This window comes from Streptomyces sp. NPDC055189, from assembly GCF_053606765.1.
The window spans coordinates 1-25,163 of sequence record NZ_JBSGSG010000117.1 but is presented as its reverse complement, the minus strand read 5'-3'; the positions used below and the strand labels follow the sequence as shown (position 1 = coordinate 25,163).

Annotated in this window: 20 protein-coding genes and 1 pseudogene; 5 read left to right on the top strand and 16 right to left on the bottom strand. The window is 69.3% G+C overall.

Features of this window, described 5'->3' with window-relative positions; translation table 11 throughout:
* The 14 genes and pseudogenes from ACWFR3_RS42920 to folC all read right to left on the bottom strand — a co-directional run.
* A pseudogene (locus ACWFR3_RS42920) lies at window positions 1–466 on the bottom strand (Rne/Rng family ribonuclease); the annotation flags it as partial.
* Between the two features lie 236 nt (window positions 467–702).
* Complete coding sequence (locus tag ACWFR3_RS42915) at window positions 703–1,506, bottom strand: TIGR03936 family radical SAM-associated protein (protein WP_453740123.1); 804 nt, start codon at window positions 1,504–1,506, stop codon at window positions 703–705.
* A 46-nt stretch (window positions 1,507–1,552) separates the two neighbouring features.
* Entirely contained in the window at window positions 1,553–2,833 is a 1,281-nt protein-coding gene (locus ACWFR3_RS42910) for a hypothetical protein (RefSeq protein WP_453740122.1), read from the bottom strand.
* Window positions 2,834–2,869: 36 nt separating this feature from the next.
* On the bottom strand, window positions 2,870–3,433 hold the full coding sequence (locus ACWFR3_RS42905) for a GNAT family N-acetyltransferase (RefSeq protein WP_453740121.1): 564 nt from the start codon (window positions 3,431–3,433) through the stop codon (window positions 2,870–2,872).
* Window positions 3,434–5,356, bottom strand: a complete 1,923-nt coding sequence (locus ACWFR3_RS42900) for a TIGR03960 family B12-binding radical SAM protein (RefSeq protein WP_453740120.1) — start codon at window positions 5,354–5,356, stop codon at window positions 3,434–3,436.
* Between the two features lie 52 nt (window positions 5,357–5,408).
* Complete coding sequence (locus ACWFR3_RS42895; RefSeq protein ID WP_453740119.1) at window positions 5,409–7,010, bottom strand: CYTH and CHAD domain-containing protein; 1,602 nt, start codon at window positions 7,008–7,010, stop codon at window positions 5,409–5,411.
* A 258-nt stretch (window positions 7,011–7,268) separates the two neighbouring features.
* Entirely contained in the window at window positions 7,269–8,471 is a 1,203-nt protein-coding gene (gene rodA, locus ACWFR3_RS42890; RefSeq protein WP_453740118.1) for a rod shape-determining protein RodA, read from the bottom strand.
* On the bottom strand, window positions 8,471–10,645 hold the full coding sequence (gene mrdA, locus ACWFR3_RS42885; protein ID WP_453740117.1) for a penicillin-binding protein 2: 2,175 nt from the start codon (window positions 10,643–10,645) through the stop codon (window positions 8,471–8,473). The genes rodA and mrdA overlap by 1 nt, the downstream gene beginning before the upstream one ends.
* A gap of 97 nt (window positions 10,646–10,742) precedes the next feature.
* The gene (gene mreD, locus ACWFR3_RS42880; RefSeq protein WP_453740116.1) at window positions 10,743–11,414 is read right to left on the bottom strand and encodes a rod shape-determining protein MreD; all 672 of its coding nucleotides are present in this window, start codon (window positions 11,412–11,414) and stop codon (window positions 10,743–10,745) included.
* A gap of 13 nt (window positions 11,415–11,427) precedes the next feature.
* Window positions 11,428–12,381 carry a rod shape-determining protein MreC gene (mreC, locus tag ACWFR3_RS42875; RefSeq protein ID WP_361189025.1) on the bottom strand — a complete coding sequence of 318 codons (954 nt, stop codon included), beginning with the start codon at window positions 12,379–12,381 and terminating at the stop codon, window positions 11,428–11,430.
* A 148-nt stretch (window positions 12,382–12,529) separates the two neighbouring features.
* Entirely contained in the window at window positions 12,530–13,549 is a 1,020-nt protein-coding gene (locus ACWFR3_RS42870; protein WP_160505014.1) for a rod shape-determining protein, read from the bottom strand.
* A gap of 334 nt (window positions 13,550–13,883) precedes the next feature.
* Window positions 13,884–14,297, bottom strand: a complete 414-nt coding sequence (ndk, locus tag ACWFR3_RS42865) for a nucleoside-diphosphate kinase (RefSeq protein ID WP_160505015.1) — start codon at window positions 14,295–14,297, stop codon at window positions 13,884–13,886.
* A gap of 134 nt (window positions 14,298–14,431) precedes the next feature.
* Complete coding sequence (locus ACWFR3_RS42860; protein WP_453740115.1) at window positions 14,432–14,782, bottom strand: DUF4233 domain-containing protein; 351 nt, start codon at window positions 14,780–14,782, stop codon at window positions 14,432–14,434.
* Between the two features lie 5 nt (window positions 14,783–14,787).
* Window positions 14,788–16,323, bottom strand: coding sequence for a bifunctional tetrahydrofolate synthase/dihydrofolate synthase (gene folC, locus ACWFR3_RS42855; protein ID WP_453740114.1), 1,536 nt, complete (start codon window positions 16,321–16,323; stop codon window positions 14,788–14,790).
* A 154-nt stretch (window positions 16,324–16,477) separates the two neighbouring features.
* Here folC and ACWFR3_RS42850 point away from each other — a divergent pair, with 154 nt between their 5' ends.
* Both ACWFR3_RS42850 and ACWFR3_RS42845 read left to right on the top strand, forming a co-directional pair.
* A complete protein-coding gene (locus tag ACWFR3_RS42850) occupies window positions 16,478–17,485 on the top strand; it encodes a rod shape-determining protein (protein WP_453740113.1) in 1,008 nt (335 codons plus the stop codon).
* Between the two features lie 225 nt (window positions 17,486–17,710).
* Entirely contained in the window at window positions 17,711–18,376 is a 666-nt protein-coding gene (locus ACWFR3_RS42845; RefSeq protein WP_453740112.1) for a hypothetical protein, read from the top strand.
* A 30-nt stretch (window positions 18,377–18,406) separates the two neighbouring features.
* On the opposite strand, the gene ACWFR3_RS42840 is transcribed toward ACWFR3_RS42845, so the two are convergent.
* Entirely contained in the window at window positions 18,407–21,031 is a 2,625-nt protein-coding gene (locus tag ACWFR3_RS42840; RefSeq protein ID WP_453740111.1) for a valine--tRNA ligase, read from the bottom strand.
* A 136-nt stretch (window positions 21,032–21,167) separates the two neighbouring features.
* Here ACWFR3_RS42840 and ACWFR3_RS42835 point away from each other — a divergent pair, with 136 nt between their 5' ends.
* Together ACWFR3_RS42835 and ACWFR3_RS42830 are read left to right on the top strand one after the other, a co-directional pair.
* Complete coding sequence (locus ACWFR3_RS42835) at window positions 21,168–22,109, top strand: hypothetical protein (protein WP_453740110.1); 942 nt, start codon at window positions 21,168–21,170, stop codon at window positions 22,107–22,109.
* A gap of 724 nt (window positions 22,110–22,833) precedes the next feature.
* Complete coding sequence (locus tag ACWFR3_RS42830) at window positions 22,834–23,832, top strand: hypothetical protein (protein ID WP_453740109.1); 999 nt, start codon at window positions 22,834–22,836, stop codon at window positions 23,830–23,832.
* A gap of 68 nt (window positions 23,833–23,900) precedes the next feature.
* Here the strand turns inward: ACWFR3_RS42830 and ACWFR3_RS42825 are convergent, their stop codons facing one another.
* Window positions 23,901–24,182, bottom strand: coding sequence for a hypothetical protein (locus ACWFR3_RS42825; protein WP_453740108.1), 282 nt, complete (start codon window positions 24,180–24,182; stop codon window positions 23,901–23,903).
* A gap of 164 nt (window positions 24,183–24,346) precedes the next feature.
* Here ACWFR3_RS42825 and ACWFR3_RS42820 point away from each other — a divergent pair, with 164 nt between their 5' ends.
* Window positions 24,347–25,114, top strand: a complete 768-nt coding sequence (locus tag ACWFR3_RS42820; protein WP_453740107.1) for a hypothetical protein — start codon at window positions 24,347–24,349, stop codon at window positions 25,112–25,114.
* The last annotated feature ends 49 nt before the right edge of the window (window positions 25,115–25,163 follow it).

Here is a 25,163-nt window from a genome sequence, read left to right as displayed (position 1 = left end):
CCTCTGCGGCCTGCGGCGCACCGGCGGGCGCGGAGGCGCGGCGGGTGGCACGGCGGCGGCGCGGGGCGGGAGCGGCCTCTTCGGGCTCGGCATCGGCGGCGGCAGGCTCAGCGGCTGCGGGCTCGGCATCGGCGGCGGCAGGCTCAGCGGCTGCGGGCTCGGCGACCGGCGTTTCAGCGGGCGTCTCGGCACCCTGCGGCGCACCGGCGGGAGCCGAGGCGCGACGGGTCGCACGGCGGCGGCGCGGGGCGGGAGCGGCTTCCTCGGCCGGTTCCGGCTCGGGAGCGGCGGCCTTGGCGGGCTCTTCGGCGGCGGGGGTGGCCGGTATGGCCGGCGCGGTGCCCTCGGCGGCACCTACGGGCGGGCCCGCGGGCCGCGACGCCGCACGGCGCCTGCGGCGCGGCGGCAGGGTGTCGCTGGGTGTGTTGTTGTCCGAGCCCTCAGTGGGTTCGTTCGGCTCAAGCATGCGGGCGGTTCTCCCGTCACGCTCCCGGGCGCCGCGCCTGGTCCGGTGATGTCCGCGGCTCTCGCTCACCTACGCGGGGCCGCCATCCGGGGGCGTGGGCGCCGCACGGGAGCTCTATGTGTCTGTCTCGCCGGTTCCGTACGCCCAAATGCGGACGGCCTGGCGAAAGTCTCGGTCAGTGCGCTGCCCGACCCAGGTGGCTCCCGAGTACAAGGGCGGCGCTACGACGCGCGTCCCTACGCGGGACCTTCCGTCGCAGGCACCTTCGCGGCGGCTGCGGCGGCCCCTTGGTTCTCAAGTGGGGCCGTGGCTGCCTCGCGGTCGGGCGCGAGCGGGTCGGTCACCGTGCCGGTCTCGTCGTCAAGAAGCCCCTGCGCCAGCCTGGTCACCGCTGCGGCGACCGGCGGCGCCAGGTCAGCCACAGCTCTGAGACCGGACAAGACGTCGTCGGGTCGTACGGCAGGTGTCACGTGCCGAACAACCAGCCGCAGTATCGCACAGGGCTGGTCGGTCGGCCTATCAGCGTCGTGAGCAATCGCCTCGTCAGAGGCGATGGACGCAAGATTCACGACGGCCTCGCGGGCATCGAACGTCCGCATGCCGTTCTTCGCACGGCGCTGGACCTCGACGACCTCCGCGGCCAGGAAGGCCTCGGCGGCACGCTCCGCGTCCGCGGGCTCGACGCCGTTCAGGCGCAGCTCCCAGACGGAGGCGGTGAGCCGGTCGGCGAGTCCCGAGGTGCGGGACTCGACGGCGTCCACGATGTCGAGGCCGCTGGGCATCGACTCGTCGAGCAGCTCGCGCAGCTTGTCGGGGTCGCGCGCCTCGGTGAGCGCGATCTCCAGGTACTCGGCCTCACTGCCCGTGCCGGTGGGTGCGGCATTGGCGTACGACACCTTCGGGTGAGGGGTGAACCCCGCCGAGTACGCCATGGGCACCTCGGCGCGGCGCAGCGCCCGCTCGAAGGCGCGCTGGAAGTCACGGTGGCTGGTGAACCGGAGGCGGCCGCGCTTGGTGTAGCGCAGTCGGATGCGCTGCACCGCGGGAGCGGGCGGCGGGCCTTCGGGCTGTCGCTTGCCCAGTGTTCTAGTCCTTCGTGAGTGCGGTCGTACTGCTACCTAGAGTACGTGTCCCCGGCGTGTCCGGTTCCCGCCGGGCCACCGGCACCGGTACGGGCTCCACCGGAACCGCCCCCACCGGGACCCGCTCCTTCGGCGCCCCGAACAGCATCCGCCGTACGTCGGCACGCGCCTCCCGCACGCTCTGGCGGGCGGCGGACAGTGCCTGCCGGGTGGCGCGGCCCGCGTCCTTCACCGCCCGGGCCGCGGGGCGCCAGACCCCGTCGCGCAGAACGTGCCCGACGGGTGTGAGGACCGCGCGGTACACCCAGCGCACCGGGTCGACGAAGAGCCACCGCAGGAGCCGGCCGAGGAAGCGGCCCACGACCAGCGAGATGTGCCCGGCGATCCGCCAGGCGTGTCCGAGTGCGTCGGAGATCTCGCGTGCGACGACCGCGATGCCCCGGCCGATCGGCGCGAGGACCCAGCGCCACAGGGCGACGGCGGGTACGACGAAGATCCAGCGCCCCAGGGCTCCCAGGACCGCACCGATCCCCCGCAGAAGCCAGCCGGCCCCTGCCCCGATTCCCTTGGCGAGCCAGGCGATCGCGTGGCCGACGGGCGTGAGGACGGACGCGTACAACCACATGGCGGGGATCACGAGGAGCACGTGCCCGAGCCACGCGAGCCCCTTGCCGACGGGCACCACCACGTACCGCCAAAGCCCCACCCACGGCCACACGAAGACCGCCTTGAGCAGCCACACCAGAACGGCACCGATGCCGCGTCCGGCCGCCGTGGCCCCCGCGGCGATGCCCCGCGCGAGCCAGGCGATCGCATGCCCGACCGGCGTGAGGACGGACGCGTACAGCCAGGCGGCCGGCACCACGACCAGCATCCGCCCGAGCCACCCGATGCCCTTGCCGACCGGCACAAGGACGTACCGCCAAAGACCCACCCACGGCCACACGAAGACCGCCTTGAGCAGCCATTCCGTGGCGGTTGTCACGCCTAGCGCGATGGGCGTGATGACGCGCTCGACCAGCCACTTCAGCGGCGTCACGATCAGTGTGCGGCCCAGCCAGGCGAACGCGCGCCCCACGGGCCGCAGCCCTCGCAGGTACAGAAAGCGTCCGCATACGGCGAGCGCGTCCCACACCAGGCGCACCGGCACGACGAGCACGAGCACCACGATCCGCACCGGGATGCGGATCGCGACTGCGAGACAGCCCTCGGCCTGTGGCTGTGGTGCGGCGGGGGGCTGCTCCGGCTCGCGCTCGCCGAGCGGGGGCCGCTTTTCCAGGTCCATGCCGTCCTAGACGCTTGGGTGAAGGGTGCCGGTTCGTCAGTCGCCGGTCGGGATCCAGTAACGCAGCTTTCCGCCGCGTTCGTCCTCGAACGCGCCGCCGGCGGCCTCGATCACCTTGCGCGAACCGGTGTTGTCGGTGTCGCAGGTGACCAGGACCGATGTGAGGCCGAGGGCGCGGGCGTGCGGCAGGCTGCCGATCAGCATCGCCGTGGCGTGGCCGCGGCGGCGGGCGGTGGGGCGTACGTCGTAGCCGATGTGACCGCCGTACTCGCGCAGGAAGCGCGTGGCGATGTTGTGGCGGATGGCGAGACGGCCGTAGTACTTACTGTCGTTCGCGTACCAGAGGGTCGTCACGGGAACGGAGAACGGCTCGGCGGGATGCACCGCTTCGTGGACCTCGGCCACATAGCGCTCGAAGACCACCGGGTCGTGCCACTTGTCGCCGTAGTCGCGCAGGGTGCGGCCGAGCGTCGTGTCGTCGTCATCGCCGCCGCGCCCCTCGGCACGGAACTCCTCCATCGCGGCGATGAAGGAGAGGTGCACACGGCCGGAGGGCGGGGCGAGGCGCGGAACGCCCGCCACCGCCTCCGGCCGCGTCACTTACTTCACCACCGACAGCGGCAGGAGCTTCTTGCCGGTCGGGCCGATCTGGATCTCGGTCTGCATCTGCGGGCAGACGCCGCAGTCGAAGCAGGGGGTCCAGCGGCAGTCCTCGACCTCGGTCTCGTCGAGCGAGTCCTGCCAGTCGTCCCAGAGCCAGTCCTTGTCGAGACCGGAGTCCAGGTGGTCCCAGGGCAGGACTTCCTCGTACGTGCGCTCACGCGTGGTGTACCAGTCGAGGTCCACGCCGAAGCCGGGCAGCGTCTTCTCGGCGCAGGCCATCCAGCGGTCGTAGCTGAAGTGCTCGCGCCAGCCGTCGAATCGGCCGCCGTCCTCGTACACGGCGCGGATGACGGAGCCGATGCGGCGGTCGCCGCGCGAGAGCAGGCCCTCGACGATGCCGGGCTTGCCGTCGTGGTAGCGGAAGCCGATCGAGCGGCCGTACTTCTTGTCGCCGCGGATCTTGTCGCGCAGCTTGGCGAGGCGGGCGTCCGTCTCCTCGGCCGACAGCTGCGGGGCCCACTGGAAGGGCGTGTGCGGCTTGGGCACGAAGCCGCCGATGGAGACCGTGCAGCGGATGTCGTTGCCCGCGACCTCGCGGCCCTTGGCGATGACGTTCGCCGCCATGTCCGCGATCTGCAGGACGTCCTCGTCGGTCTCGGTGGGCAGGCCGAGCATGAAGTACAGCTTCACCTGGCGCCAGCCGTTGCCGTACGCGGTCGCGACGGTGCGGATGAGGTCCTCTTCGGAGACCATCTTGTTGATGACCTTGCGCATCCGCTCACTGCCGCCCTCGGGGGCGAAGGTGAGGCCCGAGCGACGGCCGTTGCGCGTCAGCTCGTTGGCGAGGTCGATGTTGAAGGCGTCGACGCGGGTCGAGGGCAGGGAGAGGCCGATCTTGTCTTCCTCGTACCGGTCCGCGAGGCCCTTGGCGACGTCCGCGATCTCCGTGTGGTCCGCGGAGGACAGGGAGAGCAGGCCGACCTCTTCGAAGCCGGTCGCCTTGAGGCCCTTCTCCACCATGTCGCCGATGCCGGTGATGCTTCGCTCCCGCACGGGGCGCGTGATCATGCCGGCCTGGCAGAAGCGGCAGCCGCGGGTGCAGCCGCGGAAGATCTCCACGGACATGCGCTCGTGGACGGTCTCCGCGAGCGGCACGAGGGGCTGCTTGGGGTAGGGCCACTCGTCCAGGTCCATGACGGTGTGCTTGGACACGCGCCACGGGACACCGGACTTGTTCGGTACGACGCGGCCGATCCGCCCGTCCGGGAGGTACTCGACGTCGTAGAAGCCGGGGACGTAGACGTTGCCGGTCCTCGCGAGGCGGAAGAGCACCTCCTCGCGGCCGCCGGGGCGGCCCTCGGACTTCCACTCGCGGATGATCGCCGTCATGTCCAGCACGGCCTGCTCGCCGTCGCCGATGACCGCGCAGTCGATGAACTGGGCGATCGGCTCGGGGTTGAAGGCGGCGTGGCCTCCGGCGAGGACGATCGGGTCGTCGACCGTGCGGTCCTTGGACTCCAGCGGGATGCCCGCGAGGTCCAGGGCGGTGAGCATGTTCGTGTAGCCGAGCTCGGTGGAGAAGCTGAGCCCGAACACGTCGAAGGCGCCGACGGGGCGGTGGCTGTCCACGGTGAACTGCGGGACCTTGTGCTCCCGCATCAGCTCTTCGAGGTCGGGCCAGACGCTGTACGTGCGCTCGGCAAGGACTCCCTCGCGCTCGTTCAGTACCTCGTAGAGGATCATGACGCCCTGGTTGGGCAGCCCGACCTCGTACGCGTCGGGGTACATGAGCGCCCAGCGGACGTCACATGCGTCCCAGTCCTTGACGGTGGAGTTGAGCTCTCCCCCGACGTACTGAATGGGCTTCTGGACGTGCGGGAGAAGCGCTTCCAGGCGTGGGAAGACGGACTCGACAGGCATCTCGGCGTCTCTCATGAGCTGGCAGGGGTGACCATCAAGCGTACCCCGGCGGTCAGCTGCTCAGATCCGCCCTCAGTTTCGCCTTGGACGCCTTGGCCCACACCGCCGGGAGTTCCCGCTCCCTGTCCGCCGCCGCCCCCTCCTCCTGGCCGTACAGGAGGCCCCAGGTGAAGGCGGTCTCGCCCGCCAGGTGGGCCTGTATGGCAAGGGTCCGCAGGGCGTCACGGGCCACGACGCTGTCCTGGTGGTCGCCGAGCACGCCCTGGACGGCCTTCATCCGCTTGGCGAACTTCTTGGCGGGCTTGCCGAGCGCGGGGGTCGCCGCCTCGCCCGCGTACCGGGCGCGCTTGGCGGCCTTGCGTGCCTCGTGCATGGCCACGTCCCGCTGCTCGCCCGGGGGCAGCTCCAGGGCGTGCTCGACGCGGGCCGCGAGGCGGCGGTAGTCCTTGAGCACGGCCTTGGGGAGCGCCTTGGCCACGGGTGCGGCGGCGGCCTCGAGCAGCGGCGGGTCGGCGAGCAGGGCCTCGACGGACTGCAGGAGCGCGAGGTACCGCTTGCCGTCGAGCACGGCGACGGTCCTGCGCCGGGAGCCGCTGCGGCGGGCCACGGTCCAGATGCGCAGGCGGCCGCGGACGGGCCCGAGGAGGAGGGTCCTCGGCACCTCGTTGATGCGGGACGTGAGCCGCTCGGTCAGGACCTCCTGGTCACGGTCGACGCCGAGCTCGCCCGCGAGCCACTTCAGCTCGTCGCCGACCGGGTCGGTGACGGTGCGGTCCAGGATCTTGCGGAACGACTTGAAGGCGCTGCGCATGCGGCGCGTGGCGACCCGCATCTGGTGCACGGAGTCCGGCAGGTCGCGGCGGACGTCCGGGTCGAGGGCGACGAGCGCGTCGCGCTGGGCGCGGAGGTAGGCCAGGACGTGATCGCCCGCGGTACCGGTCCCTTCGCCGACGGCTTCCTTGACGGCCTCCGCGACGGCTTCCTTCTTGCCGGCCTTCTTGTCGCTCTTCTTGCTCCCGGCCGCGCTCGCCGCCTTTTTCCCGGGCAGGTCGGCCGTCTCCGCAAGCGCCCTGCTCAGCTTCGACGGCAGGTCGGACCGCCGCACGCCCGCCTTCTTCAGCTTCTTCTCGACCTTGTCGAGCAGCGCGGGATCGCCGTCGTCCGCGAGCTCCACCTCGACCTCGGACCACTCAGCGGTGGCGCCGCTCCCGGTGAGCCGCTCGGCCACCACCCCGTCGATGCTGACCTCGGCGAGCAGCGCGCCCCGCTCGTCGACGAGGTGGCGCAGGTCCCTGGCGGACAGCAGGCGCACGACGGGGATCAGTTCGGCCTCGCGGACGCGCGAACGGACGAGGCCGAGCAGCGAGCGCGGCACGTCCGGCGAGAGCGGCGCGTGGATCTCGTCCCGCACGCCGTCCGCGAGCGCCACCGGCAGCTTCAGGTGCCAGCCCGCGTCGGCGCCGCCGGTGCGGTGGCGCAAGGTGACGGAGGAGGCGGCGAGGCGCTGATCGGGGGTGTCCCAGTAGGTGGCGTCCAACTCGACGACGCCTTTGTGGACGACGTCCGCTACCCCGGCGACCCCGGTCAGGTCGGGCAGCGCCGCGTCAGCGCCGACGTCGTATTTCCGCTCGATCTCGCGCTTCGTCTGGGCCATCGGACCTACTTTCGAGTGAACCGTCGGCTTCGCCCGCAGCAGCAGCGCTGATGTGTTCTACGTTGTACGCCTGCTCTCGGGCAGCGGTCAGGGCTTGGCCGTCACGCGGCTCGATCACGCCGGGTGAGAAGCCGCCCGCACGTCGGGTGGAGGAGTCACGAACCGAATCTAGACGCGATTCCGTTCCCTGGGCAGTCTTCTGCCGGAGCCGGGTCCACACCAGGCTCCGGCAGAAGACTGCCGCACGCGAAGACTCCGCTAGGCCGACATCGGCCGTTGCACCTTGATCGACTGGAGCAGGCCGACGGCCACCCAGACGGCGAACATCGATGATCCTCCGTACGAGACGAAGGGCAGCGGCAGACCCGCCACCGGCATGATGCCGAGCGTCATGCCGATGTTCTCGAAGGACTGGAAGGCGAACCAGGCGATGATCCCGGCGGCGACGATCGTGCCGTACAGCTCGGTCGTCTCGCGGGCGATGCGGCAGGCCCGCCAGAGCAGGACACCGAGCAGGACCAGGATGAGGCCCGCGCCCGCGAAGCCGAGCTCCTCGCCCGCGACGGTGAAGACGAAGTCCGTCTGCTGCTCGGGCACGAACTGCCCGGTGGTCTGCGAGCCCTTGAAGAGCCCGGTGCCCGAGAGCCCGCCGGAGCCGATCGCGATGCGCGCCTGGTTGGTGTTGTAGCCGACGCCCGCCGGGTCGAGCGCGGGGTTGGCGAAGGCCGCGAAGCGGGCGATCTGGTAGTCGTCGAGGATGCCGAGCTGCCAGACGGCGATGGCGCCCGCCGCGCCCGTGCCGAGGAGTCCGAAGACCCAGCGGTTGGAGGCGCCCGACGCGAGCAGCACACCGAGGACGATCATCGCCATCACCATGACCGAACCGAGGTCGGGCATGAGGAGCACGATCAGTATCGGTACGGCGGCCAGGGCGAGGGCCTGGAGGACCGTGCGGTGGTCGGGGTGGTCCCGGTCCCCCGCGTCCACCCGTGCCGCGAGCAGCATCGCCATGCCGAGGATGATCGTGATCTTCACGAACTCGGAGGGCTGGAGCGAGAAGCCGCCGCCGAGCACGATCCACGCGTGCGCGCCGTTGATGGTCGCGCCGAGCGGCGTGAGCACGAGCAGGACGAGGAAGACGGAGATGCCGTAGAGGATCGGCACGGCCGTGCGCAGGGTGCGGTGGCCGAGCCAGATCGTGCCCGCCATCAGGGCGATGCCGATGCCGGTGTTCAGGACGTGCTTGATCAGGAAGGCGTACTGGTCGTCGCCGACCAGCTCGGTGCGGTTGCGCGTCGCCGAGTAGACGAGCGCGGAGCCGATCGCGGAGAGCGCGATCGCCGCGAGCAGTATCGGCCAGTCAAGCCTGCGCACCAGCGAGTCGCGGGCGAACGCCCTGGACGCCATCGAGGAGCGCTCGGGCCCGTAGCCGGAGACGGAGAAGCCATTGTTGCCGGCCACTAGTCGCGCCTCCCGTTCGCGGGCGCGCCCGCCAGTTCCTGCGGCTGCTCCGAGGGCTTGGGAGCCTGGGGCTTGTACGGCTTGATCTTCGGGGAGTCGATCGAACCGTCGGTCTCGATCTTCGGCAGGTTCTTCTGCGGCTCGGGCAGCAGGGCCTTCTTGAGGTTCTGCTTGCCGTCGTCGTCCAGGCCGTAGATGCCGTCGTAGATCTTGCGGACGGCGGGTCCCGAGGCGCCGGAACCCGTACCGCCCTGGGAGATCGTCATCACGATCGAGTAGTCCTTGGTGTACGTCGCGAACCACGAGGTGGTCTGCTTGCCGTGGACCTCCGCCGTACCCGTCTTGGCGTGCATCGGGATCTTGTCCTGCGGCCAGCCGCCGAACCGCCAGGCGGCGGTTCCCTTGGTGGCGACGTCGGCGAGGGCACCGTCTATGTTGTCGCGCGTCTTCTTGTCCATCGGCAGCTTGCCGTGCGACTTCGGCGCGATCTCCTGGGTCTGCTTGCCGTCGGCGCTGATGATCGCCTTGCCGACGGTCGGGTTGTACATGGTGCCGCCGTTGGCGATGGCGGAGTAGATCGTCGCCATCTGTATCGGCGTGACGAGGGTGTCGCCCTGTCCGATGGAGTAGTTGACGGAGTCACCGGCGCGCATCTTCATGCCTTCGAGGCAGTTCTCGTACGCGATCTTCTCGACGTAGTCACCGCCCTTCTTGCCCTGCTTGCACCAGCCGTCCTTGTTGGCCTTCCAGTAGTCCTTCTTCCACTGGCGGTCCGGGACGCGTCCGGTGACCTCGTTCGGCAGGTCGATGCCGGTCTCCTTGCCGAGGCCGAACTGGTGGGCGGTCTTGTAGAACCAGTCCTTGGCGTCCTTCTTCGGCTTGTTGCCGCCGTCCTTGGACCACTGGTCGTGCGAGAGCTTGTAGAAGACGGTGTCGCAGGAGACCTCGAGGGCCTGGCCGAGGCTGATGCTGCCGTGGCCCTGGGACTCGAAGTTCTTGAAGGTCTGGCCGCCGATGGAGTACGAGCTGGGGCAGGGGTAGCTGCCGTTGAAGTCGTAGCCCGCGTTGACCGCCGCCGTGGTCGGGATGACCTTGAAGATCGAGCCGGGGGCCGCCTGGCCCTGGATCGCGCGGTTCAGGAGCGGGTAGTTCGACTTCTTGCCGGTGAGCTGGGTGTAGTCCTTGCCGGAGATGCCGCCGACCCAGGCGTTCGGGTCGTAGGACGGGTTGGACGCCATGGAGACGATGCGTCCGGTCTTGTTCTCCATGACGACGACGGCGCCCGCGTCGGCCTTGTAGTTCTCGTTGGTGTTCTTGTCGAACTCCTGGCGGGCCTTCTTCATCGCGTCGTTCAGCCAGTACTCGGACAGGGCCTGCACGCGCGCGTCGATGCTGGTGACGACGTTCGCGCCGGGCTGGGCCGGGTCGTCCTTGGCCTTGCCGATGACACGGCCGAGGTTGTCGACCTCGTAGCGGGTGACGCCCGCCTTGCCGCGCAGCTGCGCGTCGTACGTCCGCTCCAGGCCGGAGCGGCCGACCTGGTCGGAGCGCAGGAACGGCGAGTCGGTGTGCTCGGCCTTCTTGATCTCGTCGTCGGTGACGGGCGAGAGGTAGCCGAGCACCTGGGCGGTGTTGGACTTGCCGGGCGCGGCGTAGCGGCGCACGGCGGTGGGCTCGGCGGTGATGCCGGGGAAGTCCTCGGCGCGCTCGCGGATCTGGAGGGCCTGCTTGGGCGAGGCCTCGTCCGTGATCGGGATCGGCTGGTAGGGCGAGCCGTTCCAGCAGGGCTGCGGCGTCTTGGAGTCGCAGAGGCGGACCTTGTCGCCGACCTCTTTGGCGGTCATGCCGAGGACGTCGGCGAGCTTGGCGAGGGCCGCCTTGCCGTCGTCCTTCATCTTCATCAGGTCCGTACGTGACGCGGAGACGACGAGGCGCGTCTCGTTGTCGGCGATCGGTACGCCGCGGGCGTCGAGGATCGAGCCGCGCACCGCGGGGTCGACGACCTGCTGGACGTGGTTGCCGGAGGCTTCCTCTGCGTACTCCTCACCGTTGCGGATCTGGAGGTACCAGAGGCGGCCGCCGAGGGTGAGGAGGAGGGAGAGCACGAGGATCTGGATGACGATGAGACGGATCTGGACTCTTGGGGTCCGTCCGGTCTCGGGGATGTTGGTCACTGCTGTTCCTCCCCCTCTCAGTGTGTGTACGGGTAGTACGTGTACACGACCGACCTGTGTGCGCGGCCGGTCGCGTACGGGGCCAACTGCGCTGCGGTCACAGGCGCTTGACCCCCTTGATGCGTCCGGCGCGCGCGACGCGTGCCTTGGCCGCCTTCATCCGCATGCCGCCGCGCTGGTTGCCGATGCGCAGACCGGTGCCGGAGGAGAGCCAGCCGGACGAGACGTCCGTGGCCTTGGTCGCCGGAGAGGTCTCCCCCAGCGGGTCGTTCTCGGCTCTCCGGGCGAGCGCGATGATCAGCGGCACCGTGAACGGCGCGAGCAGCAGGTCGTACAGGGCGGCCGTGAAGAGGAGACCGCCCAGGCCCACGTGGCGGGCGGCGGTGTCCCCGACGAGGGCGCCCACGCCCGCGTAAAGCAGGGTGGAGCCGATGGCGGCGCCGACGACCACGACGAGCGGTCCGGTGGCGGACCGCAGGCGCCCGGTCTCCGGCTTGGCCAGGCCCGCGAGGTAGCCGATGACGCACAGGACCAGGGCGTACCGCCCGGCCGCGTGGTCGGCGGGCGGGGCCAGGTCGGCCAGGAGCCCGGCGCCGAAGCCGATGAGGGCGCCGCCCACGTGGCCGTAGACCAGGGCGAGGCCAAGCACCGTGAGCAGGACCAGGTCCGGCACCGCGCCCGGCAGCTGCAGCCGGGCCAGGACGCTGACCTGGATGACCAGGGCGACGACGATCAGGGTGGTGGAGAGCAGGATTCGGTTGAAGCGCATGGTTCCGGTGCTCCTACTGCTCGTTGCCGTTGTCGGCGTCGTCGGCCGGGGGCTGCCCCGACGGCGTGGCCGTCACGGTGACCGTCGGGGTCGGCTTCGGCTTGGCGGGCTTCTTCGGCAGGACCGTGTCGCGCGGGTCCTCGCGGGGCGCTTCGACGACCACACCGACGATGTCCAGCTTGGTGAAGCCGACGTACGGCTTGATGTAGATGTTGCGCGTCAGGTCACCGCCCGACGGGTCGACGCGGACGACCTCGCCGACCGGTACGCCCGGCACGAACGGCTTGTCCTTCTGCGAGCCGAAGGTGACCAGACGGTCGCCCTTCTTGATCTTCGCCTTGCCGTTGAGCATCTGTACCGAGAGCGGGCGGTCGCCCTGTCCGGTGGCGAAGCCGAGCTCGTCGGTCTTCTCCATGCGGGTGCCGACGGTGAAGTCGGGGTCGTTGGCGAGCAGGACGGTCGCGGTGCTCGGGCCGACCGTGGTGACGCGGCCGACCAGGCCGTCGCCGTTCAGGACGGTCATGTCCCGCTTGAGTCCGTCGTTGGCGCCCGCGTCGATCGTGACGGTCCAGGAGAAGCCCTGGGCCGCTCCTATGCCGATGACTTCGGCGCCCTTGATGCCGTACTGACCGGCGCCGGCGCTCTTGAGCATGCTGTCGAGCTGTCTGACCCTGCTGCGGTTGCGGTCGTCGCTGCCGAGCTTCGCCTTCAACGCTGCGTTCTGACGCTCGAGTTCTGCGATCCGGTCATGCCGGTCGCCGGAGTCCCGTACCGCGCCGATGGCGTTGCCGATCGGGTCGACGGCGGACGACACGCCGTCCTCGACCGGGCCGAAGACCGTGGCGGCGGCCTGGCGGGCACCGTCGACCGGCGAGTCCTCACCACCGCGGATGTCCACCGTGATCAAAGCGAACGCGATGGCGATCAGCAGCACCAGGAGCAGCCGGCTCTCTCGTGTGTCCCTCACGTGCGGCGGCCGTGCCTTCCTCAGTTGGAAATCTCTGGAATTCTGAGCAACTGTGCGTGCCTTCTAAAGGCCTCTATATCAACGATCCGCCGCACGAGGTGACAGGCACTCGTACGGCGGACACCCGTTCAGCGGGTTCGCGCCACTCTCAGCGGCGCGGCGACGCGTCCAGGACCTGCTGGAGCGCCTCGAACTCCTCGACGCACTTGCCGGAGCCCAGGGCCACGCTGTCCAGCGGGTCCTCGGCGATGTGGATCGGCATGCCCGTCTCGCGACGCAGACGCTCGTCGAGGCCGCGCAGCAGGGCGCCGCCTCCGGTGAGAACGATGCCGCGGTCCATGACGTCACCGGAAAGTTCCGGCGGGCACTTGTCGAGGGTCGTCTTGACCGCGTCGACGATCGCGTTGACCGGCTCCTCGATGGCCTTGCGGACCTCGGCGGCGGAGATGACGACGGTCTTGGGAAGACCGGAGACCAGGTCCCTGCCGCGGATCTCGGTGTGCTCGTCGGCGTCCATGTCGTACGCCGAACCGATGGTGATCTTGATCTGCTCGGCCGTGCGCTCGCCGAGGAGGAGGGAGTACTCCTTCTTGATGTGCTGGATGATCGCGTTGTCCAGCTCGTCGCCCGCGACGCGGATCGACTGTGCCGTGACGATTCCGCCGAGGCTGATGACCGCGACCTCGGTGGTGCCGCCGCCGATGTCGACCACCATGTTGCCGGTGGCCTCGTGGACCGGCAGGCCGGAACCGATGGCGGCGGCCATGGGCTCCTCGATGATGTGCACCTGGCGCGCGCCGGCCTGCGAAGAGGCCTCGATGACGGCACGGCGCTCGACTCCCGTGATGCCGGAGGGCACACAGACGACGACACGCGGGCGGGCGAGGTAGCGGCGCTTGTGGATCTTCAGGATGAAGTAGCGGAGCATCCGCTCGGTGATCTCGAAGTCGGCGATGACGCCGTCCTTCAGCGGTCGCACGGCAACGATGTTGCCCGGCGTGCGACCGATCATCTTCTTGGCTTCGGCGCCGACAGCGAGGATGCCACCGGTGTTGGTGTTGATCGCGACGACGGACGGTTCGTTGAGAACGATCCCCCGACCCCTGACGTACACCAGCGTGTTGGCGGTCCCGAGGTCGACAGCCATGTCACGGCCGATGAACGACATGTTGTTCCCCATGAGGATGCGTCTGGCCTTCCCTGGAGCTTCTGATGGCTTTTTAGGTAGGCGAGGTGGGTGCGTGTGGCGTGGAGGCTTACATCGTAGTCTCGCCTGCACGAACACGGCGCTAGGGTCTTCGCCATTGTCAGCAGATGATGCACCGCCTCGCTCTTGGAGACGTGCCATCGGAGGCACGGGTTCCCCCAATTGGGGCGCATATGCCAAGGGGCGGCCGGTTTTCTCGGCCACCCCTGGTCAGGACGGCGCCCTGCTGACTGGGCGTCAGAACTCTTTACGGAACTCTTTACATGTGTCCGTCAGGCGAGACCACGAATGGCCCTCAGACGACACCCGGGAAGAAGATCTTCAGCTCGCGCTCGGCGGACTCCTCGGAATCCGAAGCGTGAATCAGGTTCTCCCGGACGATGGTGCCGAAATCACCGCGGATGGACCCGGGCGCGGCGGCGATCGGGTCGGTCGGACCCGCGAGGGCGCGCACGCCCTCGATGACGCGCTCACCCTCGACGACGAGCGCGACGACCGGCCCGGAGGACATGAAGTCGACCAGCGGCTCGTAGAAGGGCTTGCCCTTGTGCTCGCCGTAGTGCTGCTCCAGCGTCTCCTGGTCGAGCGAGCGCAGTTCGAGCGCGGAGATCGTCCAGCCCGCCTTGCGCTCGATACGGCCGATGATCTCGCCGATCAGGCCACGACGGACGGTGTCGGGCTTGAGCAGGACGAGAGTGCGCTGGGTCATGTGCGGCTCCAAGCATTTTTTCTACGCGTGTGTGGGTTGACCGGCACGATACCGGCACCCACTACACCGCGTTACCTCCGGCCCCGGAAGCCCGCCCCCGGCCGGCCGGGGGGTTCCGGGGCGAAGGGGAGCTGCTAGGCCCCCGCCTCTGCCTCCGCCTGCGCCGCGAACCTGGCCTTCGCCTCGTCGATCTTCTGGCCGAAGTGCAGCGAGGCCCACCACAGGGCGGCGAACACCGCCCCCATGAAGAACATGATCGGCACGATGAACCCGCTCGCGATGAGCGCGATCTGCAGCGCCCAGCCCAGCTGCACCCCGCCGGGCCGGGTGATCATTCCGCACAGCAGGACGCTGAACAGCATCGCGATGCCGCAGACCGTCCAGACCGTGCCCATCGACAGGTCCGGGTCCTTCATGGCGACCAGACCGGCGAAGCCGATGACGAAGAACTCGCCGATCAGCGTCGAAGCACAGAGCGTACGCACAGGAGTCAGCCCCTCCCCAGGAGCAGTCGGGCCTCGCCGACGGTGATGACGGAGCCGGTGACCAGGACGCCGCCGCCCGCGTACTCGCCCTCTTCCTCGGCGAGGGTGATCGCGGCCTCCAGGGCGTCCGGCATCCGCGGCTCGACCTGGACGCGGTCGTCGCCGAAGACCTCTACGGCGAGCCCGGCCAGCGTGTCCGCGTCCATCGCGCGGTGGCTGGAGTTCTGCGTGATGACGACCTCGGCGAAGATCGGCTCGAAGGCTTCGAGCAGCCCCTTCATGTCCTTGCCGTCGCTCGCCGCGACCACGCCGATCAGGCGGCTGAAGTCGAAGACCTCGCTGATCGCCTCGGCGGTGGCGCGGGCGCCGGCCGGATTGTGCGCGGCGTCCAGGACGACGGTCGGCGAGGTGCGCACGACCTCCAGGCGGCCCGGCGACGAGACCGAGGCGAAGGCCTTGCGGATGGTGTCGATGTCAAGGACCCGCGCGTGCTGCGAGCCGATGCCGAAGAAGGCCTCCACCGCGGCGAGCGCGACGACGGCGTTGTGCGCCTGGTACGCGCCGTGCAGGGGCAGGAAGATCTCCTCGTACTCCCCGCCGAGACCGCGCAGGGTCAGGAGCTGGCCGCCGACCGCGACCGTGCGGGAGACGATGCCGAACTCCAGGCCCTCGCGGGCGACCGTCGCGTCGACCTCGACGGCCTTCTTCAGGAGCACCTGCGCCGCGTCCACCGGCTGCTGGGCCAGGATGACCGTGGCGTCCGGCTTGATGATGCCGGCCTTCTCGGCGGCGATCTCGCCCGGCGTGTTGCCCAGGCGGTCGGTGTGGTCCAGGTCGATGGGCGTGACGACGGCGACCGAGCCGTCGATCACGTTCGTCGCGTCCCAGCTGCCGCCCATGCCGACCTCGACGACGGCGACGTCCACGGGGGCGTCCGCGAAGGCCGCGTACGCCATGCCCGTGAGCACCTCGAAGAAGGAGAGCCTGTACTCCTGCTGGGCGTCGACCATCTCCACGTAGGGCTTGATGTCGTTGTACGTCTCCACGAAGCGCTCGGCCTCGATGGGGGCGCCGTCCAGGCTGATCCGCTCGGTGATCGACTGGACGTGCGGTGAGGTGTAGCGCCCGGTGCGCAGCTCGAAGGCGCTGAACAGGGCCTCGATCATGCGGGCCGTGGACGTCTTGCCGTTCGTGCCGGTGATGTGGATCGAGGGGTACGCGCGCTGGGGCTCGCCCAGGACGTCCATCAGCGCGGAGATCCGGCTGACGGAGGGCTCCAGCTTCGTCTCTCCCCAGCGGCCCGCGAGCTCCGTCTCGACTTCGCGCAGCGCCTTGTCGATCTCCGGGTCGGTGGGGCGGGAGGGGATGTCGCCCTGGGGCGGGCCCGCCTGGGTGCGCAGGGTGCGGCTGCCCGCCTCGATCACGGCGAGGTCGGGGTCGCGGTCGGTCTCGGCTCCGACGATCTCGTCGAAACGGTCGTCGCTTTCGTCGCGGTCGTCGCGGTCGGGGTGCTCGCTGTCAGGCGGGGGGAGGTCACTCACGCACGCCAGTCTACGGACGGGGTCCGACAGCCGCCGCCGGGACCTGTCCTGCCCCGCCGGGACCCTGGTGAGGCCCCTGAAAGGACTTTGGTCCCGGTCGATTCGGGACTTTGGTCCCGCCGATCCGGTCAATCGCCGGGCAAACTTGGCGATCATGGACATAGGCATCGACCTCGGTACAGCGAACACCCTTCTCTACGTCCGCGGGCAGGGCATCGTGCTCAACGAACCGTCCGTGGTCGCCGTCAAGGAGGGCGCGAAGACCGCCCTCGCCGTCGGCAGCGAGGCCAAGGAGACGATCGGCCGTACGCCGGGCTCCATCACCGCGATCCGCCCCCTGCGGGACGGGGTGATCAGTGACTACGAAGCCGCCGAGGAGATGATCCGGCACTTCGTGCGCAAGGCCGTTCCGGGGCGCCGTCCCCGTATACGGATGGTGGTGTGCGTGCCGAGCGGCGTCACGCCGGTCGAGCGGCGGGCCATCGTGCACGCGGCGCAGCGGGCCGGGGCGCGGTCCGTGCACCTGGTGGAGGAGCCGATGGCCGCGGCGATCGGGGCGGGGCTTCCGGTGGCGGACCCGCGCGGATCGATGGTGGTCGACATCGGCGGCGGGACGAGCGAGGTCGCGGTGGTCTCCCTGGGCGGGATCGTCACCTCGCAGTCGCTGCGGGTGGGCGGCGACCGTCTCGACGAGGCGATCACCAACTACGTACGCAAGGAGCACGGGCTGCTCATCGGCGAGCGGACGGCGGAGGACATCAAGGTCGCGATCGGCTCGGCATGGCCGGTGCCGGGGGACGAGGAGTTGGAGTCGCGGACGTTCACCGTGCGGGGACGCGAGAAGGTGCGCGGCCTTCCGAAGACGGTGGAGCTGACGGTGCGCGAGGTCCGGGCGGCGCTCGACGAGCCGGTGGAAGCGGTGATCGCCGCGGTGAAGACGACGCTTGAGGTCTGCCCGCCGGAGCTGTCCGGCGACGTCATGGAGCACGGCATCGTGCTGACGGGCGGCGGAGCACTGCTCCCCGGCCTCGACCTGCGCATGGCGTCGGCCACCGGAATCCCGGTGTTCGTGGCCGATGACCCGCTGGACAGTGTGGCGATGGGCTGCGGGAAGTGCGTGGAGGACTTCGACGCGCTGGAGCGGGTGATGTCGGCGGCGTAGGCCTGCGGCCGGCGGGGCTGGTCTGTCGCGGGGTGGGTCCGTCGCCGTCGGGTCCGTCGCGGGGCGCGTCCGTCGTGGGGCGCGTCCGTCGTGGGGCAGTGCGGCGGTCGGGCGGGGTCGGGGTCACCCTGCCCGAATTATCGTATGTATGACCTTTGTTGGGTGAGGTGCGGGGCAACGGCGTGGCGGTCCCCGAAAGGCCGTCACCGGGGGTCAAATCACACCATGTGGTATGCCCAAAATCCCGGCCGACGGACCCGCCAGGTGCTCGGCGACGGCGCGGTCCTGCTCTGGACCGCGCTGTGGACCGCCGCCGCCGTCGTCGCCTACCGGCTGGCCTGTCTGCTCACCCGCCCCGCACCGGAAACCCCCGCCCCGTCCCTCGGCGATCCGTCCCGGCTGCCCCTGGTCGGCGATCGTGTCGACTCCGCCCTGCGGATCGCCGCCGACGTCGCCGGAGCGGGCGACCCGGTGACCGTCCGCGCGGCGGTGATCGTGGGCGCCGTCGTCGTCTTCCTCGTCCCCGTCGGTCTCGTGCTCAACAGCTGGCTCCCCCGCCGCGTGCGCTGGATCCGGCAGGCAGCCGCCGCCCGTGACCTCGCCGCGAGCCCCGACGGCCGCGAGCTGCTGGCCCTGCGCGCCCTGCTGCGGCCCCTGGACGAGGTCGCACGGACGGCGTACGAACTGCCCGACGCCACCGCGGGCAGCCTCGCCGAGGGCTGGCGCGGCGGCGACCCCGAGATCATCGACGCGCTCGCCGAGGCGGAGCTGGTGCGCCTGGGGCTTCACATCCCCGAGCAGGTGTACATCCCCGTACAGGAGACGGGACCGGAGAACGGGACAGGGCCCATGGAACCGGTCGGTTCCATGGGCCCTGTCTCCACCGCCTGATATCGCACCGCGTGAAGCGGCGCGACCCGACTAGGCCTGCGGCAGGCCGTCCAGCTGGGCCTGCAGCCGGCTGATGTCGGCGTCCGCCTTGGTGAGGCGGCCGCGGATCTTGTCGACCACGTTGTCCGGCGCCTTCGCCAGGAACGCTTCGTTGCCGAGCTTCGCCGTGGCCTGCGCCTTCTCCTTCTCGGCCGCCGCGAGGTCCTTGGCGAGTCGCTTGCGCTCCGCCGCGACATCGATCGTGCCGGACAGGTCGAGCGCGACCGTGGCGCCCGAGACCGGCAGCGTCGCGGTGGCCGCGAAGCCCTCGCCCTCCGGCTGGAGGCGCAGGAGCTGACGGATGGCCGCCTCGTGCGGGGCGAGCGCCGTGCCGTCCAGGGTGAGGCGGGCCGGGACCTTCTGGCCCGGCTGAAGGCCCTGGTCGGCGCGGAAGCGGCGGACCTCGGTGATGACCTGCTGGAGCGTCTCGATCTCCTGCTCGGCACCCGCGTCACGGAAGCCGCTGTCCTTCGGCCACTCGGCGATCACGAGGGACTCGCGGCCGGTGAGGGTCGTCCAGAGCGTCTCCGTCACGAACGGGACGATCGGGTGGAGCAGGCGCAGCGTCACGTCGAGCACCTCGCCCAGGACGCGGCCGGAGACCTTGGCCGCGTCGCCGCCGCCCATGAACGTCGTCTTGGACAGCTCGACGTACCAGTCGAAGACCTCGTCCCACGCGAAGTGGAAGAGGGCGTCCGACAGCTTGGCGAACTGGTAGTCGTCGTAGAACGCGTCGACCTCGGCGACCGTCGCGTTCAGCCGGGACAGGATCCAGCGGTCCGTCGCCGACTGCTGCTCCACGGGCGGGAGCTCGCCCTCGATCGTGGCGCCGTTCATCAGCGCGAAGCGCGTGGCGTTCCAGATCTTGTTGGCGAAGTTCCGCGAGCCCTGGACCCAGTCCTCGCCGATCGGCACGTCGACGCCGGGGTTGGCGCCACGGGCCAGGGTGAAGCGGACGGCGTCCGAGCCGTACTTGTCCATCCAGTCGAGCGGGTTGACCGCGTTGCCGAAGGACTTCGACATCTTCTTGCCGAACTGGTCGCGGACCATGCCGTGCAGCACGATCGTGTGGAACGGCGGGGTGCCGTCCATCGCGTACAGGCCGAACATCATCATCCGGGCGACCCAGAAGAAGAGGATGTCGTAGCCGGTGACCAGGACGGAGTTCGGATAGAACTTCGCCAGGCTGTCGGTCTGCTCGGGCCAGCCGAGCGTGGAGAACGGCCACAGGCCGGACGAGAACCACGTGTCCAGGACGTCGGAGTCCTGCGTCCAGCCCTCACCGGTGGGCGCCTCGTCGTCGGGCCCGACACAGACAACTTCCCCATTGGGTCCGTACCAGACGGGAATCCGGTGGCCCCACCACAGCTGGCGCGAGATGCACCAGTCGTGGAGGTTGTCCACCCAGTCGAAGTAGCGCTTCTCCATCTCCTGCGGGTGGATCGCGACCTTGCCGTCGCGGACCGCGTCACCGGCGGCCTTCGCGAGCGGGCCGACCTTGACCCACCACTGCATGGAGAGGCGCGGCTCGATGGTGGTCTTGCAGCGCGAGCAGTGGCCGACCGAGTGCGTGTACGGGCGCTTCTCGGCGACGATGCGGCCCTCGGCGCGCAGCGCGCCGACGATGGCGCTGCGGGCTTCGAGCCGGTCCAGGCCCTGGAAGGGACCGGGCACGGTGATCACCGCGTGCTCGTCCATGACCGCGATGTTCGGCAGGTCGTGGCGCTGGCCGATCTCGAAGTCGTTCGGGTCGTGCGCCGGGGTCACCTTGACGCAGCCCGTGCCGAATTCGGGGTCGACGTGCTCGTCCGCGACGACCGGGATGGAGCGGTCGGTCAGCGGCAGCTTGATGAGCTTGCCGACGAGGTGCTTGTAGCGCTCGTCGTCCGGGTGGACGGCGATCGCGGTGTCACCGAGCATCGTCTCGGCGCGGGTGGTGGCGACGACGAGGGTGTCGTCCCCGTCGCCGTACTTCAGGGAGACGAGTTCGCCGTCGTCGTCCTGGTACTCGACCTCGATGTCCGAGATCGCCGTCAGACAGCGCGGGCACCAGTTGATGATGCGCTCGGCGCGGTAGATCAGCTCGTCGTCGTAGAGCTTCTTGAAGATGGTCTGGACGGACTGCGAGAGCCCCTCGTCCATCGTGAACCGCTCGCGGTCCCAGTCGACGCCGTCGCCGAGGCGGCGCATCTGCCCCGAGATCTGGCCGCCGGACTCGCCCTTCCACTTCCAGACGCGCTCGATGAACTCCTCGCGCCCCAGGTCGTGGCGGGACTTGCCCTCCTTGGCGAGCTCGCGCTCCACGACGTTCTGCGTGGCGATGCCCGCGTGGTCCATGCCCGGCTGCCACAGCGTCTCGAAGCCCTGCATGCGCTTGCGGCGGGTGAGGGCGTCGATGAGCGTGTGCTCGAAGGCGTGGCCCAGGTGCAGGGACCCGGTGACGTTCGGCGGCGGGATGACGACGGTGTACGGGGGCTTCTCGCTGGCCGCGTCGGCGGAGAAGTAGCCGCGTTCTACCCAGCGCTCGTACAGCTGCCCCTCTACCTCGGCCGGCGCGTACTGGGTCGGCAGTTCGGTGGTGGGCGCTGGAGTCTGCTGCTGAGGATTCTCGGTCACCGCTCCAGTTTAGAGGTGTCACAGACCCGTCCCGAAACCGGATTCTTGAGTAACGGTTGCCGCCCGATCCCCCACTGCGCTCCGGCGTCGGTCAGGATGTCGGCATCACATAAGCGTTCGGAGGGGAACCCACGCGATGAGCTACAACCAGCCTGGCCCGTACGGCGGGCAGCAGCCCCAGCAGCCCGGTCCTTACGGGCAGCAGCCGGGTCAGCCTGGCCCCTACGGCCAGCAGCCGCAGGCCCCTCAGCCCGGCTACGGCTATCCCCAGCAGCCCCCGCAGGGCGTCCCTCCGCAGCAGGGCGGCTACAGCCAGCCGCAGCAGCCGGGTCCGTACGGCCAGCAGCCGGGCGGCCCGTACAGGCAGGTCCCGCCGCCCCCGCCGGCCGGTGGCGGCAGCGGCAAGAAGACCGGCCTGATCATCGGCGCGGTCGTCGCGCTCGTCGCCATCGGCGGCGGCATCTGGTGGTTCACGGCGGGCAAGGACAGCGGTTCCGCCTCCGTCGCGGACGACGGGGCGCACAAGCTCGTCACGCCGGAGACGGTGCTCTCCGAGTACAAGAAGGGCGACAGCGGCGGCGGGTCCATGAGCGAATCCGACCTTGAGGACGCCGCGAAGTGGGGTGTAAAGAACCCCAAGGACGTCAGTGCCGCCTATCAGTCCGGCGATGAAAGCAACCCGCTCGCCGGGAAGATGATCCAGTTCGGCGGCGTCTACGGCGAGATCGACGATCCGGAGAAGGTCGTCGATGCCATGTTCGCCAACATGAAGAAGGAGTCCGCCAAGGACAGCTCGAACAAGGACGTCACCCTCATCGGCAGTCCCAAGGCCTATGAGCCCGATAGCCTCGACGGCGCGATCTTGAAGTGCCAGCAGGCCAAGGTGGACAACTCCGGCGGCAGCACGGGCGAGCCGAAGGAAATGAACGTGACGTACTGCATCTGGGGCGACCACAGCACCCTCGGCTTCACCATGCCAATCGACCTGGCCAGCATCGCGACAGGCAAGGGGTCCTCTCCCGAGGACGCCGCCGACACAACCGCCAAATTCCGCAAGGAAGTCCGCGTCAAGGCCTGACATACACACCTGGTTGACGAAGGGCCCCGCCGTTCGGCGGGGCCCAAGTCAGCTCACGCCTTGTTACACGCAGGCACTGCGTGCTGGAACCCAACTCCTGCGTTCACCAGCATCTGGATGCACTTCTGGTACCCCGTCACTCCATGGTGGCTGCACGCCGCGCGCACCTTTGGTCCCGCGGTGTACCCGTAGCTCTTCACCACGTTCACACAACCGATCTGGTCCGCCTGAGCCGTTGTTGCCGTAATCAAGGGAACTGCGCCTACGCCTGCAGCCATGCATACAGCCACCAGAACGCGCTTCACCTTTGGCATCTTCATCGCTCGGTCCTCCCGTTTTGCCCTTCAGGCTTCCGCCTAGTCATGAGCAAGGTCATCATCCGGCACACGAGAAACACCATGGACATATGCAGATCTGGCTTGATCCGTAAGCCCTCTGCCGGGGCCTATGCAGTGCAACTACATTTCGCCTTCCAAGAGGGTCAGTCCCGGATGGCTGAAACCAGCTGTTGTGGCCCTGGGGTCAGAACGGTGTCATGCACGGCAATCGTGGGCGAGTCCGGCCCATTCACCAGTAAGTCCACCGGAGCACTCCGGACGGCCGCTGCCCCCCGGTGCAGCCATCGGCCCGTCACAGCTAGGAGACACGGACCCGCCACTCCTCTTGCTCCGAGGATCAGTCAGGATGTCTCGAACACATAAGCGCGCACAGGGGGAACCCACTCATGAGCTACAACCAGCCGGGCCCGTACGGCGGCCAGCAGCCCCAGCAGCCCGGGCCGTACGGAGGAGGTCAGTCTCCGCAGCAGCCCGGCCCCTACGGCCAGCCGCCGCAGGCCCCGCAGCCCGGCTACGGCTACCCCCCGCAGGCGCCGCAGCAGCAGCCCGGCTACGGCTACCCCCAGCAGCAGGCCCCGTACGGGCAGCAGCCGCAGGCTCCCTACGGTCAGGTCCCGCCGCCTCCGCCCCCGCAGGGCGGCGGCAAGAAGACCGGCATCATCATCGCCGCCGTGGTCGCGGTCGTCGCGGTCGCCGTCGGTGGCTACTTCGTCCTCGCGGGCGGCGACGACGAGAACGGCGGCAAGAAGGGCGGTTCCTCGTCCGCGGCGGGCGGCGGCTCCGGCATCAAGGACGACGGCCCGCACAAATTGACGACGCCGGCAACCGTGCTCAGCACGTACAAGAAGGACGACAGCTCTTCGGGCGGTGGCGCCGCCGGCGGCATGACGTCCGGCGACCTCGCGGAAGCTGAGAAGCATGGCGTGAAGAACGCCAAGGATGTGCAGGCCGCCTACCAGTCCGGGGACGAGAGCAACCCGCTGACGGTGAAGGCGCTGAACTTCGGCGGCGTCTACGGCGAAATCAAGGACCCCGAGACGGTCGTCGACGCGATGTTCTCCGAGATGCAGAAGAGCTCAAATAACAGCGACTCGAAGGACGTCACTCTGGTCGGCCAGCCCAAGGAGTACAAGCCGGCGGGCTTGAACGGCGCGATCCTCAAGTGCCAGGAGATGAAGGTCGACCTCGGCAGCTCCGGCTCGACCGGCTCCACCTCGGGCCCCAGCGAGATGTCCACGGCAACCTGCCTCTGGGGGGACTACAGCACCGTCGGCTTCCTAGTAAACGTGGACGCGGCAAGCGCACTGTCCGGCAAGTCCGCAGACCTCGACGAGGCCGCGGAAACGACCGCCAAATTCCGCGAGGAAGTCCGCGTCAAGCTCTGAGGTGGCCGAACGCGTCTGGAGGGGGCAGTATTCCGCCCCCTCCAAGCGCGAGCCTACGGATGCGACACCTAGACTCGCGCCGCACGGCATGCGGTGGCGGCGATGTTGCTCTTAACACCGAGCGTCACAAGGGTGATGGGGCACGATTGCCGAATAACCGAACTGCCGGAGTCTCCGTTCTTGCAGGCAGCCCTCGACTTCGCGCCGACGTTGTAGTCAAAGCGCTCCAGATAGTTCATGCAGTCGACCGGTGTGGCCGACGCCGGAGTCGCTGTCACTACCGGCACAACTGCTGCCGCCGCGACCATGCTTGCCGCCACCAGGACTCGCTTCACATTCAGCGACTTCATACTGTTCCCCCATCAAATACTTGTTCTGTCAACCGCCAGGTATGGCGATTGACGTGGTCATGCATAAGTAGATCACGCAGCGAGACCGGCCCAGGCGTCGCGTCCCCACCTCCATCGGGAGGGAAGCCGGGGCCACATCGAGTACGCGGAGGGGGGCCCACGTCATGAGTTACAACCAGCCGGGCCCGTACGGCGGCCAGCAGCCGCAACCTCCGTACGGGCAAGCCCCGCCGGGTGGCGGCGGCGGCAAGAAGACCGGCATCATCATCGCCTCCGTGGTCGCGATCGCCGCGATCGGCGCAGGCGTGTGGTGGTTCACCGCGGGCAAGGACGGCGGATCCGTCGCCGATGACGGCAAGACGTACAAGCTGGCGGCGCCCGCGAGCGTCCTCGGTGGCGAGTACAAGCAGGACAACTCGGGTGCCGGCGGCGGCGGTATGTCGTCGAGCGACCTGAAGGATCTGGAGCAGCGGGGCGTCTCCGGCCCCAAGGACGCCCACGGCGCGTACAGCTCCGGCTCCGGCACGACCATGAAGAGCCTCAACTTCTCCGGTGTGTACGGCGAGATCGACGACCCGGAGAAGGTCGTGGACGCCATGTTCGCCGAGATGAAGAAGAAGTCCAAGGAGCAGCCCGGCAGCATGACGCTCATCGGCAGCCCCGAGGAGTTCACCCCGGACGGCTTCGACAACGGCGTGATGAAGTGCCAGAAGGCCGAGTTCCGCCTGGGCGCCCCCGACGACGCCGAGGCGGAGGAGGGCATCCCCAACACCTTCCAGACGCCGATGTGCATCTGGGGCGACCACAGCACGGTCGCCTCGGTCGGGCACTCCGACGCGAGCGCCACCGCCGCCGGCAAGGACATCTCCCTCGACACGGCGGCGGACCTGACGGCCAAGCTCCGTGCCGACGTCCGTACCGAGGTCAAGTAACCCCGCACGGCGACACGTTGAAGGGGGCGCCCCGCGATCACTCGCGGGG